Annotated in this window: 17 protein-coding genes; 12 read left to right on the forward strand and 5 right to left on the reverse strand. The window is 72.9% G+C overall.

All coding sequences use genetic code 11. From position 1 onward, the window contains the following. Positions 1 to 136: 136 nt before the first annotated feature. Entirely contained in the window at positions 137 to 304 is a 168-nt protein-coding gene (locus NFS20_RS18385; protein ID WP_069387794.1) for a DUF3117 domain-containing protein, read from the forward strand. Beyond that, a complete protein-coding gene (locus tag NFS20_RS18390) occupies positions 305 to 1,975 on the forward strand; it encodes a leucyl aminopeptidase family protein (protein ID WP_251153252.1) in 1,671 nt (556 codons plus the stop codon). A gap of 10 nt (positions 1,976 to 1,985) precedes the next feature. On the opposite strand, the gene NFS20_RS18395 is transcribed toward NFS20_RS18390, so the two are convergent. After that, positions 1,986 to 2,639 (reverse strand): O-methyltransferase, encoded by a 654-nt coding sequence (locus NFS20_RS18395; protein ID WP_251153360.1) that lies wholly within the window; start codon positions 2,637 to 2,639, stop codon positions 1,986 to 1,988. A 262-nt stretch (positions 2,640 to 2,901) separates the two neighbouring features. On the opposite strand from NFS20_RS18395, the gene sigE reads away from it, so the two are divergent. The 7 genes from sigE to NFS20_RS18430 all read left to right on the forward strand — a co-directional run bounded on the left by sigE (position 2,902) and on the right by NFS20_RS18430 (position 9,191). Then, positions 2,902 to 3,525 carry an RNA polymerase sigma factor SigE gene (gene sigE, locus NFS20_RS18400; RefSeq protein WP_251153253.1) on the forward strand — a complete coding sequence of 208 codons (624 nt, stop codon included), beginning with the start codon at positions 2,902 to 2,904 and terminating at the stop codon, positions 3,523 to 3,525. Next, a complete protein-coding gene (locus NFS20_RS18405) occupies positions 3,522 to 4,448 on the forward strand; it encodes a zf-HC2 domain-containing protein (RefSeq protein ID WP_251153254.1) in 927 nt (308 codons plus the stop codon). Before sigE ends, NFS20_RS18405 begins: the two co-directional genes overlap by 4 nt. Then, positions 4,445 to 5,983 (forward strand): S1C family serine protease, encoded by a 1,539-nt coding sequence (locus NFS20_RS18410; RefSeq protein WP_251153255.1) that lies wholly within the window; start codon positions 4,445 to 4,447, stop codon positions 5,981 to 5,983. The genes NFS20_RS18405 and NFS20_RS18410 overlap by 4 nt, the downstream gene beginning before the upstream one ends. Positions 5,984 to 5,992: 9 nt before the next feature. After that, a complete protein-coding gene (locus tag NFS20_RS18415; protein ID WP_251153256.1) occupies positions 5,993 to 6,334 on the forward strand; it encodes a twin-arginine translocase TatA/TatE family subunit in 342 nt (113 codons plus the stop codon). Between the two features lie 86 nt (positions 6,335 to 6,420). Continuing rightward, complete coding sequence (trpS, locus tag NFS20_RS18420) at positions 6,421 to 7,506, forward strand: tryptophan--tRNA ligase (protein WP_285821153.1); 1,086 nt, start codon at positions 6,421 to 6,423, stop codon at positions 7,504 to 7,506. After that, positions 7,503 to 8,066 (forward strand): 2'-5' RNA ligase family protein, encoded by a 564-nt coding sequence (locus NFS20_RS18425; protein ID WP_251153257.1) that lies wholly within the window; start codon positions 7,503 to 7,505, stop codon positions 8,064 to 8,066. The genes trpS and NFS20_RS18425 overlap by 4 nt, the downstream gene beginning before the upstream one ends. A 9-nt stretch (positions 8,067 to 8,075) precedes the next feature. Further along, entirely contained in the window at positions 8,076 to 9,191 is a 1,116-nt protein-coding gene (locus NFS20_RS18430) for a YihY/virulence factor BrkB family protein (RefSeq protein WP_251153258.1), read from the forward strand. 102 nt (positions 9,192 to 9,293) lie between these two features. Here NFS20_RS18430 and NFS20_RS18435 read toward each other — a convergent pair whose 3' ends face one another. From NFS20_RS18435 to sdhC, 4 genes are all read right to left on the reverse strand, one after another. After that, positions 9,294 to 10,070, reverse strand: coding sequence for a succinate dehydrogenase iron-sulfur subunit (locus NFS20_RS18435; protein ID WP_251153259.1), 777 nt, complete (start codon positions 10,068 to 10,070; stop codon positions 9,294 to 9,296). Continuing rightward, positions 10,070 to 11,902, reverse strand: a complete 1,833-nt coding sequence (sdhA, locus tag NFS20_RS18440) for a succinate dehydrogenase flavoprotein subunit (RefSeq protein ID WP_251153260.1) — start codon at positions 11,900 to 11,902, stop codon at positions 10,070 to 10,072. Before sdhA ends, NFS20_RS18435 begins: the two co-directional genes overlap by 1 nt. 74 nt (positions 11,903 to 11,976) lie before the next feature. Continuing rightward, the gene (locus NFS20_RS18445; RefSeq protein ID WP_251153261.1) at positions 11,977 to 12,435 is read right to left on the reverse strand and encodes a succinate dehydrogenase hydrophobic membrane anchor subunit; all 459 of its coding nucleotides are present in this window, start codon (positions 12,433 to 12,435) and stop codon (positions 11,977 to 11,979) included. Then, the gene (sdhC, locus tag NFS20_RS18450) at positions 12,435 to 12,818 is read right to left on the reverse strand and encodes a succinate dehydrogenase, cytochrome b556 subunit (RefSeq protein WP_081772373.1); all 384 of its coding nucleotides are present in this window, start codon (positions 12,816 to 12,818) and stop codon (positions 12,435 to 12,437) included. Before sdhC ends, NFS20_RS18445 begins: the two co-directional genes overlap by 1 nt. Positions 12,819 to 13,052: 234 nt before the next feature. On the opposite strand from sdhC, the gene NFS20_RS18455 reads away from it, so the two are divergent. From NFS20_RS18455 to NFS20_RS18465, 3 genes are all read left to right on the forward strand, one after another. Next, entirely contained in the window at positions 13,053 to 14,222 is a 1,170-nt protein-coding gene (locus NFS20_RS18455; RefSeq protein ID WP_251153262.1) for a mannose-1-phosphate guanylyltransferase, read from the forward strand. Further along, positions 14,219 to 15,442 carry an amidohydrolase gene (locus NFS20_RS18460; protein ID WP_502800837.1) on the forward strand — a complete coding sequence of 408 codons (1,224 nt, stop codon included), beginning with the start codon at positions 14,219 to 14,221 and terminating at the stop codon, positions 15,440 to 15,442. Before NFS20_RS18455 ends, NFS20_RS18460 begins: the two co-directional genes overlap by 4 nt. Positions 15,443 to 15,704: 262 nt before the next feature. Then, positions 15,705 to 16,799, forward strand: a complete 1,095-nt coding sequence (locus NFS20_RS18465; RefSeq protein ID WP_251153263.1) for a BMP family lipoprotein — start codon at positions 15,705 to 15,707, stop codon at positions 16,797 to 16,799. Positions 16,800 to 16,891: the final 92 nt, after the last annotated feature.

A 16,891-nucleotide genomic window follows, 5' to 3' on the forward strand; every position in this document is an offset into this window, starting at 1 on the left:
CTGCGGGCGTCGTCGGAGGTCGGACGCGCGTCCGGGGTGCGCGGTGGTGCACGCCCGGGCGTCGGTCGGGCCCTGATGGGCGCCCCTCCCCGCGCACGCGGGGTGGACCCGGGACTACGGAAATGGAGAGCCACCAATGGCTGCGATGAAGCCGCGGACGGGTGACGGCCCGCTGGAGGTCACCAAGGAAGGGCGAGGCATCGTCATGCGCGTCCCGCTCGAGGGTGGTGGGCGGCTCGTCGTGGAGCTCAACGCGACCGAGGCCAGCGAGCTCGGCGACGCGCTCCAGGCCGTGGTGGGCTGATTGGCGGCTCGTGACCGCGCCGTGACGGGGGCGCCCGGCATCCCGCGCCCGCTGCCCGACGTGGTGGCGGCCCGGGGGACCGTGCGCGAGTCCCCGCTCCTGGTGGACGACGACGTCGCGGCGCTCGTCGTCGCCGTCGCTCCCGCCCGGGAGCCGGGGGACGGTCTCCAGCCCCGCGCCGGTACCGTCGACGCCGCGGTGCGGTACGGCGTCGACCTCGCGGAGCTGGCCGAGCGCTCCGGCGGTCCCTCGTTCGAGGGGCGGCCCGGCGACGTCGTGCGCGTCGACCTGCCGCGCGCCCACGTGGGGTCGCCCGGGAGACTGCCGTGGGCCGGGCTGCCGACGCGGCTCGTCCTCCTGGGCGTCGGGTCCGGGGACGCTGCCGCACTGCGGCGGGCCGGCGCTGCGCTCGCCCGCTCGGTCCGCGGGCTCGAACGCGTCGTGAGCGCCGTGACGTCCGAGGCGGACCCGGACGAGGTGCGCGCTTTCGTCGAGGGCTACCTGCTCGCGGCCTACCGGCAGCAGCGCCGCTCCGGCTCGGCAGCCGTCCGGCCGTCGGCGCGGACCCCGGCGCAGGAGCCCACCGGGCGACGCGGTGCCGAGGCGCCGGCCGAGCAGCTCGTGCTCCTCACCGCGGAGTCGAGCCACGACCCGGAGCCGGCGATCGAGGCCGCCCGACGGGCCGCGCGCGCCACCTGGCTCGCCCGGGACCTGGCGAACACGCCCTCGGACCTGAAGGACCCCGCCTGGCTCGCGGAGCAGGCCCGCTCGATCGCGGAGGAGCACGGCCTGGACGTCCGCGTCCGCGGAGCGGACGAGCTCGCGACCGAGGGCTTCGGGGCGATCCTCGCCGTCGGCGCCGGCTCGGCGCGCGAGCCACGGCTCGTGACGGTCACCTACGACCCGCGCGACCACGGAACGGTCGCGGACGGCACGGGCTCGCCCCGCCACGTCGTGGTCGTCGGCAAGGGGATCACGTACGACACCGGCGGCCTGTCGATCAAGCCGCGCGAGGCCATGGTGCCGATGAAGACCGACATGGCCGGCGCAGCGGTGGCGCTCGCCGTCGTGATCGGCGCCGCGGAGACGCGGTCCGCGCACCGTGTGACGGCGGTGCTCCCTCTCGCGGAGAACCACGTCGGCGCGGCCTCGTACCGGCCCGGTGACGTGCTGCGCACCTGGTCGGGGCGCACGGTCGAGGTCGCGAACACGGACGCCGAGGGGCGTCTCGTCCTCGCGGACGCGCTCGGCTACGCGCTCGCCGAGCTCGCGCCGGACGTGCTCGTCGACGTCGCGACGCTCACCGGTGCCGCGAGCCTCGGCCTCGGGCGGGGGCACGGCGCGCTCTACGCGACCGACGACGCGCTCGCCGGGGCGATCGAGGACGCCGCGGTCGCCACCGGGGAGCGCGTGTGGCGCATGCCCCTGGTGGAGGACTACGCGCAGGCCCTGCGGTCCGAGGTGGCGGACCTGCGCCACGTCCCCCTCGAGAGCCCTGGGGGAGGGTCGATCACGGCCGCGCTGTTCCTGCGCGAGTTCGTCGGGGACGTGCCGTGGGCGCACCTCGACATCGCGGGACCGGCCCGGGCGACGTCCGACCGCCACGAGGTCACCGAGGGCGCCACGGGCTACGGCGCGCGACTGCTCCTGGCGGCGCTGGACCGGCTCTGACGGGTGGTCCTCAGCGGCGCACGGCGAGCAGCAGGCCGTCGCCGCTCGGCAGGAGCGCCGGGAGCACGCGGTCGTCGGCGCGCAGCGAACGCCCGACCTCGCGCACGATCGTGGTGACCTCGTCGCGTCGCGCCGGGTCGGCGACGCGGTCGTGCGAGAGTGCGCCGTCCACGGCCAGCACCCCGCCCGGGCGCAGGAGCCGCAGACCCTGCTCGACGAACTCGGGATAGCTGTGCTTGTCGGCCCCGACGAGGACGAGGTCGTACGCGCCGTCGGTGAGGCGGGGCAGGACGTCGCTCGCCCGGCCGGGGATCGTCCGGGTGCGTGCCGGCGGCAGCCCTTCCTCGGCGAAGGCCTCCTTCGCCGCGCGCTGGTGCTCGACCTCGACGTCGATCGTGGTGAGGACGCCGTCCGCGGGCATGCCGCGCAGCAGCCAGAGCGACGCGACGCCCGTGCCCGTGCCGATCTCCACCACGGAGCGTGCCCCGAGCGCCGCGGCGAGGACGCGCAGGACCGCGCCGGCGCCGGGCAGGATGGCCGGGCAGCCGAGCTCGGCGGCGCGGTCGCGGGCGCGCAGGAGGACCTCGTCCTCGGGGACGAAGTCCTCGCTGTACACCCAGCTGGCCGCCTTGGCGCTGCGGTTGGTGCCGACGTCGTTGCTGATCGAAGCCTCCGCGTGCTCGGGCCCTGACTTCCCTCGCACCCGGCGGGCGCGGGATGGGTGCGGGGTGGGCGCGGAGCGCACCCTGTCTCGGATGGTACCCGCGATCGCCCACGACGCCCGGGACGACGCCCCGTCCGGTGCCGGCGGCGCGCCGGGGCCCGTCCGCCCACGTGTGCGCGTGGCGTGGACGTGCGGCGCGGGTCCGGTCGGGGACCGGGAACACCGGCCGGGCACCGGGCGTTCTTCTGGGACGATGAACGGTGTGAGCGACAGACGACCGACGACCCCGGCGAGCGGACCGGAGGGCGCGGGCGCGTGGGTTCCGCCCTCCTGGGACGAGATCGTCCGCGAGCACTCGGCCCGCGTGTTCCGGCTCGCCTACCGCCTCACCGGGAACCGGCACGACGCCGAGGACCTCACCCAGGAGACGTTCGTCCGCGTGTTCCGCTCGTTGTCGAGCTACACGCCGGGCACGTTCGAGGGCTGGCTCCACCGGATCACCACGAACCTCTTCCTCGACCAGGTCCGCCGCAAGCAGCGCATCCGCATGGAGGCCATGGGCGACGACGACTCCCACTACCCGGCCCGTGGGGAGCTCGCCCAGCCCGAGCGGGGCTTCGAGCACGCGAACCTCGACCACGACGTCCAGCGCGCGCTCGACGGCCTGAGCCCCGAGTACCGCGCGGCCGTCGTGCTGTGCGACATCGAAGGGCTGTCCTACGAGGAGATCGCGCTCACGCTCGGGATCAAGCTCGGGACCGTGCGCTCCCGGATCCACCGCGCCCGCGCGCAGCTGCGCGCGGCGCTGCCGCACCGCGACCCGCACGACCGGCCGGCCTCCTCCTCCGACGAGCGGTCCGTGCGCACCGCCCAGGAGGTGGCGTGACGTCCCACCTGGGATCGCGGCTCTCCGCGCTCGTCGACGGCCAGCTCTCGCCGGCCGAGTCCGAGCGCGCTCTCAGCCACGTCGCGGGGTGCCGCCGGTGCGCCGACGAGCTCGCCGCGGCCCGGGACGCACGCCGTGCACTGAGCGCCGCCGCCCACGTCGAGCCGGCGCCCGACCTCACCGCGCGACTCCTCGCGCTCTCGGCCCAGATCCCCCCGAGCGACCAGGACCCGCTGCGCCGTGCGCCGACGGCCGCCGACCCGTGGGCGCAGCGCCCCGTCCTGCCGGCCGGGGCGTGGAGCGGCGAGCTGCGCGGCGGGATGCTCCGTCGGCGGGTCGCGATGGTGGTCGCCGGAGGTGCCGGGGTCGTGGCCGTCGGGCTGTTCGCGCTCGGCGAGAGCCCGGTCGTCACCCCGGAGCTGCACCGGTCGGACCCCCTGACAGTGCTGGCCCAGGCCGCCCCGCGCATCACCGCGGCGGGGACCGGCTCGGTGGCCGGCGGCGCCGAGACCGGTCTCGCGTCGCTCGCGGCGCAGGGTTGGACCGGGCCCACCGAGCTGCCCGACGGTGTCACGGTGGCCGCCGTGCGGGAGGACGCGGCCCGGCGGGTCCTCGAGATCGACCTCGCCACCCCGACGGGGGAGATCGTCGTCCGTGAGCAGGTCGGTCTGCTCGACGAGGCCGCGCTCGCCGGTCTCGACACCTGGGACGTCGACGGTCGCCGCGTGCACGTGCTGTCCGAGGAACCGTGGCACGTGGTGTGGCAGTCCGGTGACACGGTGGTCGACGTCGTCGCGGACACCGAGGACGAGGTGCTGGCCGATCTCGTGGCGGCGTTCCCCGACCGCGACTACGATGCCGGGGTCCCGGCGCGCATCTCCCGGGGCTGGACGACCATGACAGGAGCGCTCGGCACCTCATGACCGATCCCGCTGCATCCTCGCCCGGCGGCGACGCCCCGAAGCGCCCTGACGAGGCACCGCAGGCACCGCAGGCACCGCAGGCACCGCAGGCACCGCACAACCCCTTCGCGCCGCCGTCGGCGTACCGGTCCGTCGCCCGCGTCGCTCCGACGTCGCTCCCGGTGCCGCCGCCCCCGTCCCGGACGGACGCCTCCGCGCCGGGGACCCGTGAGCCGGGGACCCGGGAGCCTGCGGCGAGCGGGCCGGCGACGAACGGGTCGACCGTCCCCGCCGCGACCGGCACGACGGCTCTGGGACGCACCGGTGCCTCGGCGCAGGACCCGTGGGACCCGTTGCGCTCGTTCGGCGAGCCGTCCGCGACCTCGCCGGTGGGCGGTTATCCCGACCTCGGTCGGCCGACGGTGGACCCGACGCTCGTCGCGCCGCCCGTCGTCGCGGGACGACGCCGACGGCTGGGCACGGGCAGCGTCGTGAGCCTCGTCGTCCTCGCGCTCGTCGCGGGAGCGCTCGGCGGGGTGGCGGCCGACCGTCTCCTCGACGGACCGTCGCAGCGGACGGCCGTCACCCTGCCCGCGGCGAGCGTCGAGTCGGAGGTGGATCGGGCGCCCGGCTCCGTGGCGGACATCGCGGCGACCGTGCTGCCCAGCGTCGTCTCGCTCCAGGTGCGGGGCGGGGACGGTGTCGCGACGGGTTCCGGGTTCGTGCTCACGGAGGACGGCTACATCCTCACGAACAACCACGTCGTGGCCGGCGCGTCCGACGGCGGCGAGGTCGTCGTGCTCTTCGCCGACGGCCACGAGAGCCCGGCCGAGCTCGTCGGCCGGACGGTCGACTACGACCTCGCGGTCGTCAAGGTCGAGGACTCCGGCCTGACCCCGCTCGCGCTGGGCGACTCCGACGGCGTGGCCGTCGGGGACCCGGTGGTCGCCGTCGGGGCGCCCCTCGGGCTCAACGGCACCGTCACGACGGGCATCGTCAGCGCGCTCAACCGGCCCGTGCAGGCCGGGGAGGCGGCGCAGACGGCGTTCATCAACGCCATCCAGACGGACGCGGCGATCAACCCGGGCAACTCCGGGGGGCCGCTCGTCAACGGGCAGGGCGAGGTCGTCGGGATCAACTCCGCCATCGCGCAGCCGCCGGGTGCCATGGCGGCGACGGGAAGCATCGGCCTGGGTTTCGCGATCCCCTCCAACCAGGCGCGACGGACGGCGGAACAGCTCATCGGCGACGGCGTCGCGACCTACCCGGTCATCGGCGTGCTGCTCGACCAGCGGTACCAGGGCGAGGGCGTCCAGGTCTCGACCGACGAGCAGCAGGGGCAGCAGGCCGTGACCCCCGAGGGTCCCGCCGACGCCGCGGGGATCCGCCCCGGCGACGTCATCCTGTCGATCGACGGGCGCCCCGTCACGGAGTCCGACGAGCTCATCGTCGCGATCCGCGCCAAGGCACCGGGGGACGCGGTCACGCTGCGCGTGCGGACCGACGGGCAGGAGCGCGACGTGCGTGTCGTCCTCGACGAGGCGACGAGCGAGTAGTCTGACGCCGTGTTCGGGATCAACGGAGCCGAGTTCGTCGTGCTCCTCGTCGTCGCGGTGATCATCATCGGTCCCGAACGGCTGCCCCGGTACGCCGAGCAGCTCGGCGGGTTCGTGCGCTCTGCGCGCGGCTACGTGCGCGACGCCAAGGCGCGGGTCGACGCCGAGATCGGCGAGGAGATCGGTGACGTCGACTGGTCGAAGCTGGACCCGCGCCAGTACGACCCGCGCCGTATCGTGCGCGAGGCGCTGCTCGACGACGAGCCCGCACCGACGCGCGTCCAGCCGCCGCCTGCGCCTGCCCCGACGGCACCGGTCGGGCCCGCACCGTTCGACGACGAGGCGACCTGACGGCACCCGTCGCACCCGGCTCGTGCCGTGTGCCGACACCGCGGACGCGATTCGGTCGGCGCCCGTCGACCTGTCAGAATGGGCGAATGTCCATCGAGGTGACCGAGACCGGAACGGCAACCGCGTCGTCGCAGAGCGGCACGAAGCCGCCGGGGACCGCTCCCCGCATCCTGTCCGGGATGCAGCCCACCGAGGACTCGCTGCAGCTCGGCAACTACATCGGCGCGCTGACGCAGTGGGTCGCGCTGCAGGACTCCTACGACGCGCTGTACTGCGTCGTCGACCTCCACGCCCTCACGGTGAACCCGGACCCGGCGAGCCTGCGTGAGCGCACGCGGCGCACGGCGGCCCAGTACCTCGCCGGCGGCGTCGACCCGGACCGCTCCGCGCTGTTCGTCCAGTCGCACGTCCCGCAGCACGCGGAGCTGTCGTGGGTGCTCTCGTGCCAGACCGGTTTCGGCGAGGCCGGCCGGATGACGCAGTTCAAGGACAAGTCCGCGAAGCAGGGTGCCGAGGGCACGACCGTGGGCCTCTTCACGTACCCCGTGCTCATGGCCGCGGACATCCTGCTCTACGACGCCGCGCTCGTCCCCGTCGGCGAGGACCAGCGCCAGCACCTCGAGCTCGCCCGCAACCTCGCGGAGCGGCTCAACGCGCGCTTCGGCGACGGCACCGCGGTGGTCCCGGAGCCGCACATCGTGCGGTCGGTCGCGAAGATCTACGACCTGCAGGAGCCGACCGCGAAGATGAGCAAGTCCTCGTCGAACGGCAAGGGCGTCATCTGGCTGCTCGAGGACCCGAAGGTCGCCGCGAAGCGCATCCGCTCGGCCGCGACGGACTCGGAGAACGAGATCCGCTACGACCCGGTCGCCAAGCCGGGCGTGTCGAACCTCCTCACGATCTTCTCGGCGCTCACCGGCCGCGACGTCGAGGCGATCGCTGCCGAGTACGACGGCCGCGGCTACGGGCACCTCAAGGTGGACCTGGCCGACGTCGTCGTCGAGTTCCTCACGCCGTTCCAGGAGCGGGCGAACACGTATCTCGCGGACCCGGCCGAGCTCGACGCGGTCCTCGCGCGCGGCGCGCAGAAGGCCCGTGAGATCGCCGCCGGGACGCTCGCGCGGGTCTACGACCGGGTCGGCCTCCTCCCCGCCGGGGGGACGACGGCGTGAACCTCCCGGAACGCGGGCCCTCGCAGGTGCGGGTCGGCATCGCGATCGAGGTTCCCGCGCCGTTCGGGCCCGAGCTCCAGGCGGCACGGGCGCGGTTCGGGGATCCTCTCGCCGCGCTGATCCCGCCGCACATCACGCTGCTCGGGCCGACCGTGCTCGACCCGGAACAGCTCGACGGGGTCGCCGAGCACCTCGCTCGCGTCGCGGGCGGAGCGGCGCCGTTCCGGATCCACCTGCGGGGGAGCGCGACCTTCCGCCCCGTGTCACCGGTCGTGTTCATCCAGGTGGTCGAGGGCATCGCCGAGTGCGAGCACCTGGAGAGCGTCGTGCGCAGCGGACCTCTCGAGCAGGAGCTGCGCTTCAACTACCACCCGCACGTCACCGTGGCGCACGAGGTGGACGACCTGGCCCTCGACCGCGCGTTCGACGAGATGGCGGCCTACGAGGCGCAGTTCGCGGTGGACGGGTTCCACCTCTACGAGCACGGCGACGACGCCGTGTGGAGGCCTCGGCAGCTCTTCCACCTGACCGGGGATGCCCACCCCGCGGACCCCTCGTAGTCTCAGGGCGTGACCACGCAGGACCGCCCTGGGCCGACGACGCTCCGGCGTGTCACGGCCCGTGCGGCGGCGGTCGAGGAGTGGTGGAAGGACAGCCGGCCCGGCCGCGCGACGTACCGCTACCTCTACTCCCGCGGCGCCCTCCTGTGCGGCGGCATCGCGTACTCCGCGCTGTTCTCGCTCTTCGCGGCGCTCACGATCGGGTACACGATCTTCGTGCAGGTCCTGGGCGGGCGCCAGGAGCTCATGGACGCCGTCTTCGCGTGGATCAACGACCTCGTGCCGGGCCTCATCGCCGTCGACGGGTCGAGCGGTGTGATCCAGCCCGATGACCTGCTGCTCGACTCCGGGCTCAGCGTGACGAGCGCCATCGCAGGAGTCGTCCTGCTCTTCTCCGCCGTCTCGTTCATGTACCACCTCCGCGGTGCGGTGCGCACGATGTTCGGCGTGAGCGACGTAGGCCAGAGCCCGGTGCTCGCCCGCGTGCGCGCTTTCCTCGGCTTCGTCCTCCTCGCGATCATGATCCTCGTGTCGGCCGCAGCGGGCGTCGCGGTCACGACGCTGGGCAACCATGTGATGGCCGCTCTCGGCCTGTCGGGTGGCGCCGCGGTCCTCGTCGCGTTCTCGGGCCTGCTCGTCAGCGTGCTGATCGACGCGGTCGTCGTCGTGCTCGTGGTCGTCCTGCTCGCAGGCGTGGACGTGCGGCGCCGGGACCTCGTCGTCGGGTCTCTCACCGCCGCCACCGCCTTCGGGGGCCTGCGCTACCTCGGGTCGTCGTTCGTCGCGGGCAGCGCGAGCCGCAACGCCCTGCTCGCGTCGTTCGCCGTGCTGGTGACTTTGCTGCTGCTCGTGAACTTCATGGCGCGCATCCTCCTGGCGGTCTGCGCCTGGATGGCCGACCCGCCGCGCGAGCCCGAGCCGGAGCCGGGCGGTCCGCGGCACGCCCGGGACGGCCGCCCCGAGCTCCCCGTGGTCGACGGCGCGCGGACGAACCCGGGCCGCCACGTCCGAGTGGACGGCGAGGTCGGACCGGAGGAGCAGGTCCGTGCGGGCCACGGCAGGGGCAAGCCCTGGAGCCCTGTCGTCCGCGGCGTCCGCAAGGGCCGCCTCGCCCGCAGGACCTGATCACGAAGCGGGACGACGAAGGGGTGGGGGTGCTGCTGCCACGACCGGGCAGCAGCACCCCCACCCCGTCCCAGGGTGACGACGCGCCGAGTGGTGCGAGCGTCAGAAGGCGCGCGTGATCATCGCGCGCTTGACCTCCTGGATCGCCTTCGTGACCTCGATGCCGCGCGGGCACGCCTCGGTGCAGTTGAAGGTCGTGCGGCAGCGCCACACGCCCTCCTTGTCGTTGAGGATCTCGAGGCGCTGCGTGGCGCCCTCGTCGCGGCTGTCGAAGATGAACCGGTGCGCGTTGACGATCGCGGCCGGGCCGAAGTACTGCCCGTCGGTCCAGAACACGGGGCACGACGACGTGCACGCGGCGCACAGGATGCACTTCGTGGTGTCGTCGAAGCGCTCGCGCTGCTCGGCGGACTGCAGGCGCTCCTTGCTCGGCTCGTTCCCCGACGTGATGAGGAACGGCATGATCTCGCGGTAGGACGCGAAGAACGGCTCCATGTCCACGACGAGGTCCTTGACCACGGGCAGACCCTTGATGGGCTCGACCGTGATGGGCTTGTCGGGGTTGACGTCCTTGAGCAGCGTCTTGCAGGCCAGGCGGTTGCGGCCGTTGATGCGCATCGCGTCCGAGCCGCACACACCGTGCGCGCACGAGCGCCGGAAGGTGAGCGAACCGTCGTGCTCCCACTTGATCTTGTGGAGCGCGTCGAGCACGCGGTCGGTGCCGTGCGCGAGGACGGTGAACTCGTCCCAGTACGCGTCGTCGCCGTGCGCGGACTCGGGGGAGAAGCGGCGGATCCGGAGCGTGACCTCGAACGAGGGGATCTCTCCGGCCTTCGCCTCGGGTGCAGGAGCCGACGGGCTCTCGAGGGTGGCAGTCATCAGTACTTCCGCTCCATGGGCTCGTACCGGGTCTGGGTGACGGGCTTGGAGCCCAGGGCGACCTTGTACCCGTCGAACGACTCGACGTGGTCGAAGTAGCCGGTGACATGCCCGTCCGCGACGTCGGAGGCCGACGTCGGACGGCGGTACGCCATCGTGTGCAGCATGTAGTTCGCGTCGTCCCGGTTCGGGTAGTCCTCGCGGTAGTGGCCGCCGCGGGACTCCTTGCGGTTGATGGCCGCGACGACGGTGACCTCGGCGATGTCGAGGAGGAAGCCGAGCTCGATGGCCTCGAGCAGGTCGGTGTTGAACATCCGGCCCTTGTCCTGCACGGAGACGTTGCGGTACCGCTTCTGCAGCTCGCGGATGTCGGACAGCGCCTCGTTGAGCGAGTCGCCCGTGCGGAACACCTGGGCGTTCGCGTCCATCGTCTCCTGGAGCGCCTTGCGGACGTCGGCGACGCGCTCGCCGTCGGGCCGGTTGCGCATCTCCTCGAGCTGGGCGATCACGGCAGCGGCCGGGTTCTCGGGCAGCTCGGAGTACTGGGCGGTCGCCGCGTAGGCGGCGGCGGTGCGCCCGGCACGCTTGCCGAACACGTTGATGTCGAGCAGCGAGTTGGTGCCGAGGCGGTTCGAGCCGTGGACGCTCACGCACGCGACCTCGCCCGCGGCGTAGAGACCCTTGACGACGTGGCTGCTGTCGCGCAGCACCTCCGCGTCGACGTTGGTCGGGATGCCGCCCATCGCGTAGTGCGCGGTCGGGTAGACCGGGACGGGCTCGGTGTACGGCTCGATGCCGAGGTACGTCCGGGCGAACTCGGTGATGTCGGGGAGCTTCGCGTCGATGTGGGCGGGCTCGAGGTGCGTGAGGTCGAGCAGGACGTAGTCCTTGTTCGGCCCGGCGCCGCGGCCCTCCCGGACCTCGTTCGCCATCGAGCGGGCGACGATGTCGCGCGGCGCGAGGTCCTTGATCGTCGGCGCGTAGCGCTCCATGAAGCGCTCGCCGTCGGAGTTGCGCAGGATGCCGCCCTCGCCGCGCGCGGCCTCGGAGAGGAGGATGCCGAGGCCCGCGAGACCCGTCGGGTGGAACTGGAAGAACTCCATGTCCTCGAGCGGCAGGCCCCGCCGGTACGCCAGCGCCATGCCGTCGCCCGTGAGGGTGTGGGCGTTGGACGTCGTCTTGAAGATCTTGCCGGCGCCGCCCGTGGCGAAGATGATCGCCTTCGCCTGGAAGACGTGGATCTCGCCGGTCGCGAGGTCGTAGGCGACGACGCCGGTCGCGGTGACGGTCTCGTCGTCGGGGATCTCCCCGGCGGCGAGGTCGTGGTCCGTGATCAGGTCGAGCACGTAGAACTCGTTGAAGAACTCGACGTCCTGCTTGACGCACTGCTGGTAGAGCGTCTGGAGGATCATGTGCCCGGTGCGGTCCGCGGCGTAGCACGAGCGGCGGACGGCGGCCTCGCCGTGGTTGCGCGTGTGCCCGCCGAAGCGGCGCTGGTCGATGCGGCCCTCGGGCGTGCGGTTGAACGGCAGGCCCATGCGCTCGAGGTCGAGGACCGCGTCGATGGCCTCCTTGGCCATGATCTCCGCGGCGTCCTGGTCGACGAGGTAGTCGCCGCCCTTGACCGTGTCGAACGTGTGCCACTCCCAGTTGTCCTCCTCGACGTTGGCGAGCGCGGCGCACATGCCGCCCTGCGCCGCACCCGTGTGGGAGCGCGTCGGGTAGAGCTTGGAGATGACGGCCGTGCGGACCTTGCCGGACGACTCCAGCGCCGCGCGCATCCCGGCGCCGCCGGCGCCGACGATGACGACGTCGTACTGATGGGTTTGCATCGGTTCCGATGCCTCCTGGGAGAGAGCTGTGGTGCCGCGGACGGCGGGGGTGGGGGCGTGGCGTCCTGCGGGCGTCAGTCGAAGCAGAACGAGGCGAGCAGCTCGGCCGGCGCGTTCGCGGGGCACGGCTCGAAGGTGAAGATCACGAGGGTGCCGAGCACCGTGACGATCGTGAACGCGAGGTACAGCGCGAGCTTGAGCACGAGCCGGGTGCCGTCGCGCTCCGCGTAGTCGTTGATGATCGTGCGGACGCCGTTCGTGCCGTGGAACATCGCGAGCCACAGCATGAGCAGGTCCCAGACCTGCCAGAACGGCGACGCCCACTTGCCCGCGACGAAGCCGAAGTCGATCGCGTGCACGCCCTCGCCGACCATGAGGTTGACGAAGAGGTGGCCGAAGATGAGGACGATCAGCACGACGCCCGAGGCGCGCATGAAGATCCAGCTGTACAGCTCGTAGTTGCTGCGCGTCGACTTCCTGCGCCGGTACGGGTCGCGCGGCGAGGCGACCTCTACCGTGGGTGCGGCGGCCATCAGTGCCCCCCTCCGAAGACGTTCATCAGGTGGCGCGGGAGGAAGCCCGCCATCGTCACGACGAACAGGCCGACGACGATCCACAGCATCGTGCGCTGGTAGCGCGGTCCCTTGGCCCAGAAGTCGACGAGGATGATCCGGATGCCGTTGAACGCGTGGAAGACGATCGCGGCCACGAGGCCCGCCTCGCCCAGCCCCATGATCGGCGTCTGGTAGGTGCCGATGACGGCGTTGTACGCCTCGGGCGAGACTCGTACCAGTGCCGTGTCGAGCACGTGGACGAGGAGGAAGAAGAAGATGAGCACGCCGGTCACGCGGTGCGCGACCCACGACCACATGCCTTCACGGCCGCGGTAGAGCGTGCCAGCTGGTGCACTGGGCACTTTGGGGGCCTCCTGTGGCGAGATCAGGGGGAGATGCCGGGCGGACCCGGTGCGGACGGGACCATGGTCCCGGGCCGCGGAGAGCCCTCGTCGGCATCAGTCTCTGGGCTTCCACCATAGTGACATCGGCGTCATGCTGCGGACCGCCGAGGGCCGCGCGAGGGCCTCGTGCGGGGTGTTTGTGACTGATCCCACAGCCGACGGGGGAACCGGGGCCCTCACTATGCTGCCTTCATGGTCCCTTCTCCCGCCCTGCCCTCCGCCACGCCGTCGACCGCCTCCCGGGGGCCCGGCTCGCCGATCGACGGGTTCTACGCGGTCGTCCCGGCGGGTGGCGCCGGGACGCGGCTGTGGCCGTTGTCGCGGGCCACGGCGCCCAAGTTCCTGCTCGACCTCACGGGGTCCGGGCGCACGCTGCTCCAGGCGACGGTCGACCGGCTGACGCCGCTGACCGGCGACGAGGGTGTCGTCCTCGTCACGGGGGAGCGGCACGTGGCCGCGGCGCGGAGCCAGCTGCCCGCTCTGCCGGCGCAGAACGTCCTCGCCGAGCCGTCGCCGCGCGACTCCATGGCGGCGATCGGGCTCGCCGCCGCCGTGCTCGAGCGCCGGCACGGCGACGTGGTCATCGGCTCCTTCGCGGCGGACCAGGTCATCACCGGGCACGACGCGTTCGAGGCGTCGGTGCGGGAGGCGGTCGAGGCCGCGCGCGCCGGATACGTCGTGACGATCGGGATCGCGGCCTCCCGGCCCTCCACGGCGTTCGGCTACGTGCACAGCGGCGAGCCGCTCGGGGTCGAGGGGGCGCCGAGCGCCCTGCACGTGAAGGGCTTCACCGAGAAGCCGGACGCGGCGACGGCGCAGCAGTACATCGCGTCGGGCGAGTACCGGTGGAACGCGGGCATGTTCATCGTCCGCGCGTCGGTCCTGCTGGCCCACCTCGCGGACCAGCGCCCGGAGCTGCACGACGGGCTGCGCACGGTCGCCGCGGCGTGGGACGGGCCGGACCGTGACCGGGTGCTCGCCGAGACGTGGCCGGCGCTCGAGAAGATCGCGATCGACCACGCCGTCGCCGAGCCGGTCGCGGCCGTCGGGGGCGTCGCCGTCGTGCCGGGCACGTTCGGCTGGGACGACGTGGGCGACTTCAACTCGCTCGCCGCGCTGCTCCCGTCGGTGGACGATGCGGGCTCGAAGGTGCTCGGCGACACGGGCAAGGTCGTGCGCCGGGACAGCGCGGGCTCCGTCGTCGTGCCGGCCGGCGACCGCGTGGTGACGGTGCTGGGTCTGGACGACGTCGTCGTCGTCGACACTCCCGACGCCCTCCTCGTCACCACGAGGGCGCGGGCGCAGCAGGTGAAGTCGATGGTCGACGCCGTGCGCGAGCTGGGGTTGGACGAGCTGCTGTGAGCGCCCGGCAGGACGACCTCGCGGACCTGCTCGGGCCCACCGCGGCGCGCCACGCCGCCGAGCTCGTCGGGATCCGCCGTGACCTCCACCAGCACCCGGAGGTGTCGCGCGCCGAGACGCGCACGACGGCGCTCCTCGCCGAGCGCCTGAGGACCGCCGGGCTCGACCCGCGGCCGCTGCCCGGCACCGGGCTCGTGTGCGACGTCGGCCCTGCGCCGGGCGACCTCGTCCCGGGCCCGGACGGCGTGCCGGCGCCCGCCCCGGGTCGCGTCGCGCTGCGCGCGGACCTCGACGCGCTGCCGCTGCAGGACCGCTGCGGGCTGCCGTGGGCGTCGACCGTGAGCGGCGTCGCGCACGCGTGCGGCCACGACGTGCACACCGCGGCGGTGCTCGGTGCCGGGCTCGTGCTCGCGGACCTGCACGCCGAGGTCGGCCTCCGTCGTGGGGTCCGCCTGATCTTCCAGCCGGCCGAGGAGGTGCAGCCGGGCGGGTCGCTCGACGTGCTCGCGGCGGGCGGCCTCGACGGCGTGGACGAGATCTTCGCGATCCACTGCGACCCGAAGGTCGACGTCGGTCACATCGGGACGCGGATCGGGCCGATCACGTCGGCGTCCGACGAGGTCTCCGTGACGATCGCGTCGCCGGGTGGTCACACGTCCCGACCCCACCTGACGGGTGACGTCGTGTACGCACTCGGGCAGGTCATCACGCAGGTCCCCGCGGTGCTCGGGCGCCGGCTCGACCCGCGCTCCGGGGTCAACCTCACGTGGGGCGCCGTGCACGCAGGCTCGGCGCACAACGCGATCCCGAGCACCGGGACGGTGCGCGGCACGCTGCGCTGCCTCGACGTGCGCGCGTGGGAGTTCGCCGGGCAGGTGCTGCACGACGCCGTCGAGCAGGTCGTCGCGCCGTACGAGGTCGAGGTGACCGTGCACCACACGCGCGGCGTCCCACCGGTCGAGAACGACGAGCGGTGCACGGGTCTGCTCGAGGCCGCGGCGCGCGACGTGCTCGGCCCCGGCTCGGTGCTGCTCACGGAGCAGTCGCTCGGCGGCGAGGACTTCGCGTGGTATCTCACGAAGGTGCCGGGCGCGATGGCCCGGCTCGGGACGCGCACGCCGGGCGGCCGCGCGTACGACATCCACCAGGGCGATCTCCAGGTCGACGAGCGCGCGATCGACGCGGGGACGAGACTGCTCGCGCGCGTCGCGCTCGGCTGACGGACAACGGGCGGATCGCCCGGCTCACCCTGCCGCGCCCGCGGTCCCGACCCGTGGACCGGGGTGTGTCACGCCTCAGACGCAAAGTGACGCTTGCATAACGAAGCAGCGGCGTTACCGGCAAGTAACGTCCGGGACGCATCCGGCTGATTAGTCTTCGGTCCATAGAGGTCGACGGACCCCGTGGTCCTCCCGCGCAACGGCGCCCGGGGGGATCCCGGTCAAGACGGCGGCCAGCGACGGACATCGACAGGAGCTCATCGTGAAGAGAGCAATGCAGTTCTCCGCGCTCGCGGCTGCGGCCGCGCTCGCGCTGGCCGCGTGCGGCGCGGCCCCGGAGGACGACGAGACCACGGGCGGCGGCGAGGACACGGCCGGAGGCAACACCGACTTCTCGGCGTGCATGGTCTCCGACGCGGGCGGCTTCGACGACCAGTCGTTCAACCAGGCCGGCTTCGAGGGCCTGGAGCAGGCGGAGTCCGAGCTCGGGATCACGGCGACCGAGGTCGAGTCGTCCGCGGACACGGACTACGGGCCCAACATCGACAACCTCGTGCAGCAGGGCTGCAACCTCGTCATCGGCGTGGGCTTCCTCCTCGAGGACCCGATCCAGGCCGCGGCGGAGGCGAACCCCGACACGAACTTCGCCCTCATCGACTCCTCGTTCTCCGACGCGGACTTCAACCCGGTCGAGCTCGACAACGCGAAGCCGATCCTCTTCAACACGGCCGAGGCCGCGTTCCTCGCGGGCTACCTCGCCGCGGGCATGAGCGAGACGGGCACGGTCGCGACGTTCGGCGGCATCCAGATCCCGTCGGTCGCGATCTTCATGGACGGCTTCGTCGACGGCGTCGCGAAGTACAACGAGGACAACGGCACGGACGTCAAGACGCTCGGCTGGGACAAGGAGGCCCAGACGGGTTCCTTCACCGGCGACTTCGAGAACCAGGCGAACGGCCAGAACCTCGCCCAGGGCTTCATCGACCAGGGTGCCGACATCATCATGCCGGTCGCCGGCCCGGTGGGCCTCGGCGCGGCCGCGGCCGCCCAGAGCGGTGACGCCAAGATCATCTGGGTCGACTCCGACGGGTTCCTCACCACGGAGTACGGCGACATCATCATCACGTCCGTGATGAAGGAGATCGGCCCGGCCGTCTTCGACACGGTGAGCGAGTCGGTCGACGGCAACTTCACCAACGAGCCGTACGTCGGCACGCTCGAGAACGAGGGCGTGGGCCTGGCCCCGTTCCACGACTTCGAGGACGCGGTGCCCACCGAGCTGCAGGACAAGCTCGCGGAGTACCAGGAGCAGATCATCGCGGGCGACCTCGTCGTGGAGTCGACGAACACCCCGTGACGACAGGCTGAGACGGTGGCCCGGGCGAGCCCGCCCGGGCCACCGTCGCCATGTTGCGCCGGGACGGCGGAAGTACGGTTCGATGGAGTTCC

This window comes from Cellulosimicrobium sp. Marseille-Q4280, assembly GCF_943181405.1.
Lineage (GTDB): Bacteria > Actinomycetota > Actinomycetes > Actinomycetales > Cellulomonadaceae > Cellulosimicrobium.